Annotated in this window: 10 protein-coding genes; 4 read left to right on the top strand and 6 right to left on the bottom strand. The window is 71.7% G+C overall.

The window, feature by feature from the left end:
* Positions 1-17 precede the first annotated feature (17 nt).
* A complete protein-coding gene (locus ACLJQF_RS03005) occupies positions 18-911 on the top strand; it encodes an SDR family oxidoreductase (protein ID WP_410606641.1) in 894 nt (297 codons plus the stop codon).
* 35 nt (positions 912-946) lie between these two features.
* Here ACLJQF_RS03005 and ACLJQF_RS03010 read toward each other — a convergent pair whose 3' ends face one another.
* Together ACLJQF_RS03010 and ACLJQF_RS03015 are read right to left on the bottom strand one after the other, a co-directional pair.
* Positions 947-2065: a putative PEP-binding protein gene (locus tag ACLJQF_RS03010; RefSeq protein WP_410606642.1), complete on the bottom strand. Its 1119-nt coding sequence runs from the start codon at positions 2063-2065 to the stop codon at positions 947-949.
* 228 nt (positions 2066-2293) lie between these two features.
* The gene (locus tag ACLJQF_RS03015) at positions 2294-4141 is read right to left on the bottom strand and encodes an FAD/NAD(P)-binding protein (RefSeq protein WP_410606643.1); all 1848 of its coding nucleotides are present in this window, start codon (positions 4139-4141) and stop codon (positions 2294-2296) included.
* Positions 4142-4367: 226 nt separating this feature from the next.
* Here ACLJQF_RS03015 and ACLJQF_RS03020 point away from each other — a divergent pair, with 226 nt between their 5' ends.
* A complete protein-coding gene (locus tag ACLJQF_RS03020) occupies positions 4368-5168 on the top strand; it encodes an intradiol ring-cleavage dioxygenase (protein WP_410606644.1) in 801 nt (266 codons plus the stop codon).
* Positions 5169-5470: 302 nt separating this feature from the next.
* On the opposite strand, the gene ACLJQF_RS03025 is transcribed toward ACLJQF_RS03020, so the two are convergent.
* Genes ACLJQF_RS03025 through ACLJQF_RS03040 form a run of 4 tightly spaced genes read right to left on the bottom strand, consistent with a single transcriptional unit; the run spans position 5471 to position 10416 of the window.
* Positions 5471-7042 (bottom strand): dipeptide ABC transporter ATP-binding protein, encoded by a 1572-nt coding sequence (locus ACLJQF_RS03025; protein ID WP_410606645.1) that lies wholly within the window; start codon positions 7040-7042, stop codon positions 5471-5473.
* Positions 7039-7869, bottom strand: coding sequence for an ABC transporter permease (locus tag ACLJQF_RS03030; protein WP_410606646.1), 831 nt, complete (start codon positions 7867-7869; stop codon positions 7039-7041). Before ACLJQF_RS03030 ends, ACLJQF_RS03025 begins: the two co-directional genes overlap by 4 nt.
* Positions 7862-8809, bottom strand: a complete 948-nt coding sequence (locus tag ACLJQF_RS03035; RefSeq protein ID WP_410606821.1) for an ABC transporter permease — start codon at positions 8807-8809, stop codon at positions 7862-7864. The genes ACLJQF_RS03030 and ACLJQF_RS03035 overlap by 8 nt, the downstream gene beginning before the upstream one ends.
* On the bottom strand, positions 8806-10416 hold the full coding sequence (locus ACLJQF_RS03040) for an ABC transporter substrate-binding protein (RefSeq protein ID WP_410606647.1): 1611 nt from the start codon (positions 10414-10416) through the stop codon (positions 8806-8808). The genes ACLJQF_RS03035 and ACLJQF_RS03040 overlap by 4 nt, the downstream gene beginning before the upstream one ends.
* Before the next feature lie 197 nt (positions 10417-10613).
* On the opposite strand from ACLJQF_RS03040, the gene ACLJQF_RS03045 reads away from it, so the two are divergent.
* Positions 10614-11606 (top strand): LLM class flavin-dependent oxidoreductase, encoded by a 993-nt coding sequence (locus tag ACLJQF_RS03045; protein ID WP_410606648.1) that lies wholly within the window; start codon positions 10614-10616, stop codon positions 11604-11606.
* Positions 11603-12874: an LLM class flavin-dependent oxidoreductase gene (locus ACLJQF_RS03050; protein WP_410606649.1), complete on the top strand. Its 1272-nt coding sequence runs from the start codon at positions 11603-11605 to the stop codon at positions 12872-12874. The genes ACLJQF_RS03045 and ACLJQF_RS03050 overlap by 4 nt, the downstream gene beginning before the upstream one ends.
* Positions 12875-12901 lie beyond the last annotated feature (27 nt).

Below are 12901 nucleotides of genomic sequence, written 5' to 3' on the forward strand. Positions count from 1 at the left end.
TCGAGGGAGACCACCTCATGCACGTTTTCGTCACCGGAGCCTCCGGCTGGATCGGCTCGGCCGTGGTCGTCGACCTGCTCGCCGCGGGCCACGAAGTCACCGGACTGGCCAGATCCGAAGCATCCGCCGCCGCGCTGGCGGCGAAGGGCGCTCACGTTCGCCGGGGTGACCTGGACGACCTGGGCAGCATCCGCGCGGGTGCCGCCGAGGCCGACGCCGTCATCCATCTCGCGAACAAGCACGACTTCGCGAACCCGGCCGTCTCGAACGCGGCCGAACGAGCCGCCGTCCAGACCATCGGCGACACGCTCGCGGGCACCGGCCGCCCCTTCCTGCTGGCCTCCGGCGTCGCCGCCCTCGCCCAGGGCCGGCCCGCCACCGAGGACGACGCGTCCCCGTTCCACGGCCCCGGCGCGCCACGGGGCGGAAGTGAAAACCTGGCGCTCGAATTCACCGGCCAGGGGGTACACGCCGTGAGCCTGCGCTTCGCACCGAGCGTGCACGGCACCGGCGATCACGGGTTCATCGCCGTCCTCGCCGCGATCGCCCGCGAGAAGGGCGTGTCCGGCTACCCCGGCGACGGCACCAACCGGTGGGCCGCCGTCCACCGCACCGACGCCGCCCGGATGGTCACCCTCGGCCTCGCGAAAGCCCCCGCGGGCGCCCGGTTGCACGCCGTCGCCGAAGAAGGCGTGCCGACCCGCGAGATCGCCGAGGCGATCGGCCGCGCGTTCGACCTGCCGGTCGCGCCGGTCCCGGCCGATGACGTCCAGGCCCACTTCGGGTGGATCGGCACGTTCTTCGCCATGGAGCTCACCGCGACGAGCGCCGCGACCCGGCACCTGCTCGGCTGGACCCCCGGCGGCCCGACCCTCATCGAAGACCTCGCCGCCGGCGCGTACTCGGCGTAGCCGACCGGCAACGACACTGCCCGCTTCGTCCCGCGTCAGGGACTGCCGCCTCCGGCCCTCCGGGCGAGGTGGGCCAGTTCGGCGGTGCACATCATCAGGGAGCGCACCGGAAGGTGCCGGAGGTAGTGGTCCAGATCGGCACCGAGCACGAACACGTGCAGCGGCAGCCCGGCCTCGTGGCACGACTCGACGGCCTGGCGAAGCGCGGCCAGCACGGCCGGGTGCCGGGTCCGGTACGAGGAGGCGACCAGGTGGTTGCCGCGATCGGCGGCGAGGTAGAACTGGATCAGATCCTTGGTGCCGACGAACAGTTCACTGGCTCCCGCGGTGCGGAACCCGGCCGTCGAGTGCACGGCGGCCGGTGTTTCGAGGAAAACGCCGAGTGGCGTGTCGCCGGTCAGGCCGAGGTGCTGCCGCAGCAGCCGGAACTCCTCCTCGTCGTTGATGAACGGCACCGCGAAGCCGACCCGCTCCGCGTCCCAGCCGAGGCGGTCCTGCAGGTAAGCACGCAGTGCCTGGAAAGCGCGCGGGTAGCGCGGATCCGCCAGGAGCCACCGGGTGCCGTGAAGGCCGAGCTCGGGGTTGGGTTCGTCCGCCACCGCCCCGGTCGTGATCCGGGCGGCGTCGTCCGAACGGAGGTCGAGCAGTCTCATGACCAGGCGCTGCCCGGGGAGGAGTTCCTTCACCATCGAGCGCAGCTCCGAGGCGATGGCTTTGCCGTAATGCCGGGCTTCGCGATCTCCGGCACGGAGCGCGTCGACCGGGCTCAGACCGGCGGCGAAGCAGACGAACTCCTCGCGGACGAAGAAACAGCGGGCTTGTTCGACGCGGGGCACGAGGTCGTTCGTGGACCGGATGTCGGCGGCGTCGGCGATGACCACGCAGATCGACTCGAGGCCGTCGAGGCCGGCACCCGGGGGCCGCGCCGGCCCCGGCTCGCCGTCGACGCCGCCGAGGACGACCGACTCGCGATCGACCAGGATGGTGACTTCACCCACGAACGCGTCCGGCTCGAACGAATCGACGCGCAGGACGGGGATTCCCCGCGAGCGGCACAGCGACTGCATGTGCCCGGTCCGGCCGCCCCTCCCGCAGATCACAGCCGCCGAAGCGACGATGGCGTCGTAGAAGTCGGGGCCGAGTGTCTCGACCACCAGCACGGCACCCTCGACCGGTTCCCTGGTTCGATGGCAGATACCGCGAACGCTCGCGCGCGGCGAGCCGACGAGCAAGGACCCCGGTATTTCGCGCGGGCCCGTCTTCCCACCGGTTTCCGGGTGATCCGCATCCGGCCGAGGCATGCCACCAGGCTGGCCGACCGGCCGCCGGCGGCGCGTCTTCCCCGTTGCGGCGTATCGATCCACTGTGGACGCCGGGCGGACTCAGCCGGGCGCTTCCAGCGGCTCGTCGAGGCCGAGCAGGCGACGAAGTTCGCGCGGCGTGACGGACAGGTCGTTGAGCTTCGTCGTCGCGGCCGTGTTCACGGCGGACCGCAGGGCGCGATCGGCCCGGGGGAACTCGCTGCCCGAGGTGGCGTCCCGGATTCCGGCGAGGCTCACCTCGAGCCGGGCCACCAGGGCGGCCCGGTCACGACCACGCCGAGCGGTCATCCGGCGTACCTCGAGCATGACCGAACGGGCGAACGCCGCCCGCGCCCCGGGATCCTCGGTCAGGTCGCCTGCGTGCTCGTCGTAACAGGATTCGAGCCGGCGCAGCACGGTCGCGGCAACGCCGACCGAATGGTTCTTGATCGCGGCGAGGTTGAACGTGAATGCGCCGATCCGGCCGTTCCGGACGATCTCGTCGCCCTCCCGCGGACCGCCGATCACCGAGATCGGACCGGACGCGACCCCGGACGGCCCGAGCAGGGCACCGGACTCGTCGACCTCCACGCCGCGCCCGGTGCGCCGGTGCCGCACGGCGATCTCCTTCCGCAGGAGCGCCGCCCAGAGCACCGACCCGGCCCGTCCGTAGTCCGGCTCCCGCCCGAAGTTCGAGATCACCAGGTCCGCTTCGACGGTCTGCGGCGCCGGCGCTGCGGCCACCGACACCATCAGCGTGCCTGCCTCGGTGCCGGCGATCCGGTCCACTTTCCCGGTGACGAGGGTGATCGGCCCGCCGTCGTCGATCGCCGCGTCGACGATCTCGGTCGTGTACGCGACCGCGCCGACCCGCAGCGTGGCCAGCAGGGTCCCGTACTGGTCGAGCAGTACCCGCAGGTCGGCGGCGGGGATCCGGGCCAGCACCCCGGGCAGGTGCGGTTCCCACGATTTCGAGACCCGTTCGGCCACGACCACCGGCGCCACGTCCGGGTGTTCGCGAGCGACGATCGCGCAGGCTCGTTCCCATTCGGCCGTGACACGCCGGAGCAGGTCCGGGCGGCCTTCGTAGCTTTCGCTGTGCAGCCGGGGTGCCGGCAGGTCGAGAACGTGGTGCCGGTGGTCCGGCGGATACGTCCGGAGCATCCGGCCGGAGCGGGAGATCATGGCGATCCTCCCCCGGTGGCCGCACCGCAACAGCAGCGAGGCCGAGTCGTATGCGGAGAGCAACGTACCGATGATGACGACGGTGGCGTCCGGCCGGGTGCCGAGGATCCGCTCGATTCCCGCTTCGGAGTACGGGTGCCGCACGAAGGCCGGGTGGTTCATCACCTCCGCCGCGAACGGAAGCTCCCGTTCTTCCAGGCCCGTCGCGATGACGACGTGGTCGGCGCGGAGAATCGCGCGCCCGGGCTCGGCATCGTCGTGGGGCAAGGAGAACCGGTCGACGACGACGTGGGCGCCGCCGTCGCCGACCGCCAGGTCGACCACCTCGCCGTCGGCCTCGAGCAGGCGCACGCCGTCCGCCGCTTCGCGCGCGGCCTGGGCGAGGCGGTCGGCGAGGTAGTCGGCGTAGATCCGGCGCGGCGCGGGCCCGGACTCGGTGAACGTGAAGCCTCGCCACTCCGCGGACCAGCCGGTCCGGTCGGCCTCGCTGTTCGCCCAGCTCACGAAGTCGTCGACGTCCTCACGGAACATCGACATCCGGCCCGCCTGGATGTTGAAGACGTGCTGCCAGTGGTTGCCCGCCCGGTGGTAGGCCACGCCGGCGCTGCGGTACCCGGGATGCCGCTCGATCAGCACCACCTGAACGGGTTCTCGCGCGAACTGGAGCAGCCGGACCGCCGTGGCGGTGCCGCCCAGACCCGCCCCGACGATGACCACCCTGCGAGAACGGTCCGAAAGCCGCATCGCACCACTCCTGTTCTGTCGGCTTCGCGAATCGTCAGGAGCAGCGTAGCGACCGTGCGACTTTCGACGCAGCCCGTTCGTTCCAACGAGTTGCCGCGAATACCGTAACCAGGTCTCATAAGAAAGCATAATTCGCGCACGCTATCAAAACGTTACCGCATTCCCAGCTTTCTCCTAGACTGCCGATCAACCCTGTGTCCCGATCACCCGGACATAGGAGGCGTTGGTGACAAACCACCAGGACCACGACATCTTCGACCGCGGGCTGGCCGCGGATCTCGAGACGTTCCACGACCGCCGGCGTGCGCTCAAGCTCCTGGGCGCCATGGGCCTCGCCGCCGGCGGCGCCGTCGCCGCCATCGCCGCGGGCAAGGCCGAAGCCGCGAGCACGGCCGTGGCAGCGTGTGTCAGCAAGGTTCCTTCGGAAACGGCAGGCCCCTACCCGGCCGACGGCAGCAACGGTCCCGACATCCTGACGCAGAGCGGCATCGTCCGCAGCGACATCCGGTCGAGCTTCGGCACCTTCAGCGGTGTCGCCACCGGCGTCCCGCTGCGGTACGAGATCACCCTCCTCGACGCGACCACCTGCGCACCCCTGAACGGCGCGGCGCTCTACATCTGGCAGTGCGACAAGGACGGCGCCTACACCCTGTACTCGGCGGGGAAACTGAACCAGAACTACCTCCGCGGCGTCCAGGTCGCCGACAGCACCGGCACCCTCGCCTTCCAGGCGATCTTCCCCGGCTGCTATTCCGGCCGCTGGCCCCACGCCCACTTCGAGGTCTACAACACCCTCGCCCAGGCCACCGCCAGCGCCACGCCACGGCGCACTTCACAGCTCGCCATGCCGCCGGCGACCTGCGAAACCGTGTTCGGCACCTCGGCATACGCGACGAGCTTGGCGAACTACCGGCGGATCAGCCTCGGCAGCGACATGGTGTTCAGCGACGGCTACAGCCGGCAGATGCCCACCGTCACCGGTGACCTCACCGCCGGGTACACCGCCAAGATCACGGTCAGCGTCTGAGCACTCGGTGGGCGGCCCGCGTCGGGGCCGTGGTGCGGTGAATGACTCATTCCTGGCGTGCGACGGTGCTGTTGGCTTATTCGGGCGGGTGTGCTGAGGCCGGCTCGGTGGCGAGGGGATCGCCCGGACCGGCCAACTCGCCCGGGTTCTCCGGCGTGTTGGCCGTTGCAGCCGCTGAGTTGGCCGCTCCGGTCGGCGAGTTGGCCGCTCCGGTGGGCACGAACCCGAATTCGCCAACAGCATCGTGCGACGCCAGGAATGAGTCATTCAGTGCACCGGCGAGCTTCCCAGGGGTTCGGGCGTCACGGCTCGGCAAAAGCATCCACGTGCCGGGAAAGCCGGCCGGGAATCGCCGCCAGCAGTTCCTTCGTGTACTCCGACTCGGGTTTCTCCAGGACCCGCGCCGCCGGGCCCAGCTCCACCAGCGCACCCGCGCGCATGACGCCGACGTGGTCCGCGAGCTGCCGGACCACCGCCAGGTCGTGCGAGATGAACAGGTACGACAACCCCAGCGAGGACTGCAGGTCCGCCAGCAGCCGCAGGATCTGGGCCTGCACCGAGACGTCCAGCGCCGACACCGGTTCGTCGCACACCACCAGGTCCGGCTTCAGCGCCAGGGCCCGGGCGATCGCCACCCGCTGCCGCTGGCCGCCGGACAGCTCCGCCGGTTTCCGCCGCGCCATCGACGCCGGAAGCGCCACCTGCTCCAGCAGCTCGGCGACGCGGGCCCGGCGGTCCGGCACCCCGAACGCCCGCAACGGCTCCGCGATCACGTCCTCGATGGCGAACTTCGGGTTCAGGGACGCGTACGGGTTCTGGTAGACGATCTGCATCCGGCGCCGCAGCCGGCGCAGTTCGTCACCACCGAGGGAAGTCACGTCCTGCCCGTCGAACGACACCGAGCCCGCCGACGGCGGTTCCAGCCGCAGCACCATCCGCGCCGTCGTCGACTTGCCCGAGCCGGACTCCCCCACCAACGCCAGGGTCTGCCCGCGCGGGACGTCGAACGAAACCCCGTCGACCGCGCGGATCCCGCCGTCGAACGTCTTCGCGAGGTCACGGACCGAAACCAGCGGCTCGGCGGGCGGCGCCGCCGGACGCAGGGTGCTCGACATGCTCGGCGCCGCCGCGAGCAGCTGCCGCGTGTAGGGGTGCGTCGGCGCGCTCACGACCGAAGAACCCTCTTCGACGACCGAACCCTGCGAGAGCACCACGATCCGCGACGCCCGGTCGGCCGCGACGCCGAGATCGTGCGTGATCAGCAGGATCGCCGTGCCCGACTCGAGAGCCAGCGACGTCAGGTGGTCGAGGATCCGCCGCTGCACCGTGACGTCGAGCGCGCTGGTCGGCTCGTCCGCGATGATCAGCTTCGGCCGCCCGGCCAGCGCCGAGGCGATCAGCACGCGCTGCCGCAAGCCGCCCGACAGCTGGTGCGGGTACTGCCGGGCCCGCAGTTCCGGCTGGGGCACACCCGCGCGCTCGAGCAGCTCGATCGCCTGCACCGACGCCGACCGCCGGTCCGCGAGGCCGTGGATCTTCAGCACCTCCGCGACCTGGTCGCCGATCCGGTGCACGGGGTTCAGCGACACCACCGGGTCCTGCGGCACCAGCGCGATCTCGCGGCCGCGCACCGAGCGCCATTGCCGGGACGACAGCGAAAGCAGGTCCCGGCCGTCGAACGTGATCGAGCCGCCGTCGACGTGGCCGCCGCGCGGCAGCAGCCCGATGGCCGCGTGCGCGGTCGTCGACTTGCCCGAGCCCGATTCCCCGACGACCGCGACCACCTCGCCCGCGCCGACGTCGAACCCGACGTCACGCACGGCCGGGACTCCTCGGTAGGACACGGCCAGGTCCGAGATGCGCAGCAGGGTCATCGGTCGCCTCCGTCCAGTGCCCGGGACAGCCGGTTGGCGGCGAGGACCACCGCCGCGACCGTCAGCCCCGGGAACGTCGTCATCCACCAGGCCGTGGCCAGGAAACTGCGCCCGCCCGCGACGAGCGCGCCCCACTCCGGGGTGGGCGGGGTCGCGCCGAAACCGAGGAAGCTCAGCGCGGACACCTCGAGCACGGCCGTGCCGAGGGTGAGCGTCGCCAGTGCGAGCACCGGGCCCGCCGCATGGGGCAGGACGTGCCGGAGCAGCACGCCCGTCCAGCGCACTCCGCCGGCGCGGGCCGCTTCGACGAACACGCCGTTTCGCACGCGAAGCACCTCCGCACGCATGACCCGCGCGAAGGACGCCAGGTTCGCGATGCCGACGGCGATCGCGACGTTCGTCGTGCCGAAGCCCAGCGCCGTGACCAGGGCCAGCGACAGCAGGATCGGCGGGATAGCCAGGAAGACGTCGACGACCCGCATGATCACCGTGTCGGCCCAGCCACCCCGGAACCCGGCGAGCAGGCCGAGCGCCGACCCGGCCACCAGCGCGACGAGAACGGCGATCGCGGTGGCCCGCAGCGAGAGCGACGCACCGTGGATCACCCGCGCGTAGACGTCGCGGCCGGTTTCGTCGGTACCGAACAGGTGCCGCAGCGACGGGCCCTGCAGCCGTTCCTTCGGGACGCCGGCGATCGGGTCGTACCCGGTCAGCAACGCCGGCACGAACGCGCCGAGCAGCACGAACGCCAGCACCGCGCCGGCCACGACCAGCCCAGGCGTCGCTTTCACGTGAAAGCGACGCCTGGGGAGGGTGAGGTCAGCCATGGGGCACCGTGCGGGCGATGCGCGGGTCGAGCAGCGGGTAGAGCAGGTCGACGGCCAGGTTGAGCACCACGAACACGAGTGCGGCCAGCACGATCACCGCCTGCACCACCGGGACGTCCTGCGCGGTGACGGCGGCCGCGGTGATCCGGCCGACGCCGTCGCGCGAGAACACCGTCTCGGTGATCACCGAACCGGCGACGAGGTTGCCCGCCACCACCCCGGCGATGGTCAGGGTAGGCACGGCGGCGTTGCGCAGCAGGTGTCCGAAGTGGACGCGCCAGCGGCTCGCGCCCTTGGCCGCCGCGATCTCCGCGTACGGCTGCTCCTGCTGGGTCGCCAGGCTCTTCGCCAGCACCTGCCCGATGATCGCGCCGGTCGGCAGCGCCAGCGTGAGCGCGGGCAGGATGATCGTTTCGAAGCCCTGGGTGCCGAGTGCGGGCAGCAGCCGGAGCCGGAAGGAGAAGAACTGGATCAGCAGCAGCCCGACCCAGAACGGCGGCAGCGAGATGGCCAGCGACGGCAGGGACAGCAGGGCCTGCCGCAGCCAGCGGAACCGGGTGAAGGTGCCGAGGAACGCCGAACCGCCGCCGAACAGCACCGCGAACACCAGCGCCAGGCCCGTCACCGCGAGCGTCGGCGGCAGTGCCGTGACGACCATGTGCGTCGCGCCGTCGCCGGTGGCCACACTGCGGCCGAAGTCGCCGTGCAGGGCCGAGACCAGGCGGTTCAGGTACTGCACCGGCAACGGTGAGTCCAGGCCGTACTCCGCCCGGGCGGCGGCGAGCTGCTCGGGCGTCGCCGACGAGCCCGCCTCGCCGGTGGCGAGTTTCGCCGAAACGGCGTCCCCCGGCAGCAGGTAGAGGATCAGGAACGACAGCGTGAACGCCGCCCAGAGCACGAACACCGCCTGCCCGAAGCGACGGAGGAGGTAGCGTCTCACGACAGCCACGCGTCGAACAGCTGCAGCCGCGACGACGCCTCGAAGTCGACGGCGTGCGCCTTCGAGCTCAGCGCCACGACCTGGGTCAGCTCGAACACCGGGATGGCGTACGCGTGGTCGACGATGAGCTTCTGCGCTTCGTCGGCCGACGGCTTGCGCTTGGCGACGTCCACAGTGGACGACTGGGCGTCCAGGGCCGCGTCCAGGGGGTTGCCCGCGGTGAGCTTGCTGCGGTTGCCGGCCTTGGTGGAGAACTGGCCGCGCAGGATGTCCGGGTCGGCGCGGGTCACGTTGTACCAGAGGAAGTCGTAGTTGCCGGCCAGCTGGAGCTGCGTGGTCTCGGCCGTGGTGTGCTGCTCGATCCGCAGGTCGAAGCCGATCTTGCGGAGCTGCTGCTGGACGAGTTCCAGCACGCTGCGGTTCTGGTTGAACACCGGCGAGAACACCACCGCCGCGCTCAGCTTCTGCCCGTTCTTGACGCGGATCCCGTCGGGGCCGGGCACCCAGCCGTCGCCGTCCAGCAGCGCGGCCGCGCCCTTCTGGTCGTACGCGAGCTGCTGCGAGAGGTCGCTGACCAGCGGTGTTGCCGAGCCGAGGATGCTGGTGGCGGCCTTGTAGCTGGGCGTCAGCACGGTGTTCACGACCTCGGCGCGGTCGACGCCCTTGAGCACGGCCTGGCGCACCTTCTCGTCGGTGAGCACGCCGCGGGTCGTGTTGGCGTGCAGGTTGAACACGACGCCGGGGTTGGGCCGGATGTTCTCGCTGAAGCCGTTGCCCTTGAACTGCGGCTCGTCGACCGGCTGGATGTCGGTGGCCGCGTCGAGCTGGCCGGAGGCGAGGCTGCCGGTGCGGACGCCGGGCTCGGGCACGATCTTGTAGTCGATCTTGTCCAGGTAGGCCTCGCCCTGGTGCTTGAACAGCGACGAGCCCCAGGCGTAACCCGTGCGCTTGGCCAGCACGATTTCCTGGTTCTGCTTCAGGCTTTCGAAGACGAACGGCCCGGAGCCGATCAAGCCGGTGCCCTGGCAGCGCTGCTCCGGCGTCTTCCGGTACGCCGCCGGAGCGAGGACGCCGAGCGAGACCGTCGAGCTGGCCTGCAGGAACTGGGCGCTGGGCGCGGAGAAGTCGAGGCGGACGGTCTGCGGGTCGACGACCGCCGACGCCTGGTAGGCGGCCAGGTAGCCGTAGCCGAGCTGGGCCTTCGTGCCGAGGGCCTTGATGCCGTCGAAGCTGGCCTTCACCGCGGCCGCGTCGACCGGGCTGCCGTCGGAGAACGTCGCGCCGGAGCGCAGGTGGAAGGTGAACGCCGTCGACTCGGGGTTGATCTCCCACTTCTCGGCCAGCCACGGCTTGATCTCGCCGGTCTTCGGGTCCTGGTCGGTGAGTGAGTCGACCAGCTGGCGGGCGACGTTGATCGACGCGTTCGTGGCGACCTGCTGCGGGTCGATGCAGTCGGGCGCGGAGGAAATGCCGAGCCGCAGCGTGCCGCCCGGCTTCGGCGGGCCGGCGTCGGCCGCGGGGTCACCGCCCGCCGTGGAGCAGGCGGTCAGCAGCACGGGCAGGGCGAGCAGGGCCGCGGCGTAGCGGGCACGGGGGAAAGGGGACACCGGACGGCCTCCAGCGGGGAGCGGTTGCTTCTTCGGAACGCGACGCTAGCCATGCGCCGAACCCCGTCCCACTGTGCGAACCGGCGTCCCATTCCTTGGCACCACGGTGAGACACCCTTGACAGGCAAGGATTTTGTGCTGCGTCCACATCCTGAACGTGCGTGCGCGGCGACGGCGCACCGGATAGCTGTGGAGCCATGACTTCTCGCAGCCTGCACGTCGCCGTGGAGCTGGACGGTGACCTGTCCCCCGGCGCGTTGGCGGGCACCGTGACGACCGCCGAACGGGCCGGGTTCACCTTCGCGACGTTCGACGACTCGCCGGTCGGTGGCCCGCGGCTCGACGCGGTCACCCGCGCCGCCTACGTCGCGACGCTGACCGACCGGCTCGGGCTCGCCGCGGCCGCGAACGTCACCACGGCCGAGCCGTTCCACCTGGCCGCGCAGCTGGCCAGTCTCGACCACGCGTCGCACGGCCGCGCGGCCTGGGTGGTCGGCGCCGACGGCTCGGCCGAGGCGCTGGCGACCGTCGGCGGCTCCCGGCTCGACCCGGACGCGCTGCACCACGAAGCCGCCGAGGTCGTCGAGGTGGTGCGCCGGCTGTGGGATTCCTGGGACGACGACGCCGTGGTCAAGGACGTCGCCACCGGGCGGTACCTCGACCCGGACAAGGTCCACCACGTCGACTTCACCGGGACGCGGTTCTCGATCAAGGGTCCGCTGATCACGCCGCGACCGCCGCAGGGCCGGCCGGTGGTGCTCGCGGCCGACGCACTGGCCGAGGCCGTACGTCCGGACATCGTGCTCGTGGGCGGCGCCGGCCTCGACGACGTCCGCACCCGCGCCCGGGACGCTCGCGGCACCGGTGCCCCGCTGATCTTCGCCGAAGTCGAAGTGGTCCTCGACGCCGAGCTCGTCCCGGCCGGGCGGAGGCCGCAGCGGGACCGGCTGCGCTACACCGGATCCGCGCTCGGCCTCACCGAGCTGCTGGGCTGGCTGGCGACCAGCGTCGACGGCGTCCGCCTGCACCCGGCGGTGCCGGCGACCGACCTGCCGGTGCTGGCCGGCGAGGTGCTGCCGGCGCTGCGCACCGAAGGCCTGCTCGTCTCGCCGGAGCCGGGTGCCACCCTGCGCGAGTCGCTCGGTCTCGCCCGCCCGGCGAGCCTGTTCGCGACCGGCGGTGCGGCATGACCGCGCGGCTGCACCTGGGCGTGTTCTACACCGGCGTCGGCCCGCAGTTCCTGTGGGACGACCCGGCGAACGCCGACCACACCGCGATCGAGACGTACGTGTCGGTCGCGCGGACCCTCGAACGCGGCCTGTTCGACGCGTTCTTCCTCGGCGAAGGCCTGCGGGTGCGGGAGAACCGCGGCCGCGTGCACGCCCTCGACGTCGCCGGCCGGCCGGACGCGATCACCCAGCTGAGCGCGCTGGCCGCCGCGACCACCCGGATCGGGCTGGTCGCCACCCAGAACACCACCTACAACTTCCCGGCCGACCTCGCCCGCCGGTTGTCCTCTTTGGACTTCCTGTCCGGCGGCCGGGCGGGCTGGAACATCGTCACCACCGACAACGCCTGGACCGGCGCCAACTTCCGCCGAGGCGGCTGGCTGGCCCACGAACGCCGCTACGAGCGGGCCGCGCAGTTCGTCGAAGCCGCACTCGCGCTGTGGACCGGCGAGGGCTTGGTGGACCGGCACACCGACCTGGTGAACCTGCGGGCGGCCCCGACCGTGCCACCGAGCCCGCAGGGCCGCCCGGTGCTGTTCCAGGCCGGCGACTCCCCCGGCGGCCGCGAGCTGGCGGCGAAGTACGCCGACGTCGTCTTCTCCGCGAACACGGCCTACGACAAGGCCGTCGCCTACGCCGAAGACCTGCGCGCCCGGCTGGCCCGCCACGGCCGGCCCGCGGACGCCGTCCGCATCCTGCCCGGCGCGACCGTGGTGCTGGGCGACACCCCGGCCGACGCGGCCGAGCGCGCCGAGGACATCCGGCGGCGCCAGATCACCCCGCAGCGGGCCCTGGCGTTCCTCGAGCAGTACTGGGGCCGAGACCTGTCGGCCTACGACCCGCACGGCCCGCTGCCGGACGTCGAGCCCGCCGAGGGGGAACTCGACCCGTCCCGCGGGACGATCCCGGTCGCCGAGCGGACCGGCAAGCTGGAACGGATCCAGCGGTGGCGGGAGCTGGCCGAGGCGAAGAAGCTGTCCATCCACCAGCTCGTCCTCGAAGTCCAGCCGCGTCAGCACGGGTTCGTGGGCACCCCGGGCCAGATCGCGGACGAGTGGGCGCGGTACGTCCGCACCCGCGCGGTGGACGGCTTCAACATCAGCCCGCACCTGGTCCCGGCGGCGCTCGACGACGTCGTGGACCGGCTCGTGCCCGAGTTGCAGGACCGCGGCGTCTACCGGACGGAGTACGAAGGCACGACGCTGCGGGAACACCTGGAGCTCCCTTAGCCCGGAGCCACCGAAGCGCCCCAATGT

It is taken from the genome of Amycolatopsis sp. lyj-109, assembly GCF_046548995.1.
GTDB lineage: Bacteria > Actinomycetota > Actinomycetes > Mycobacteriales > Pseudonocardiaceae > Amycolatopsis.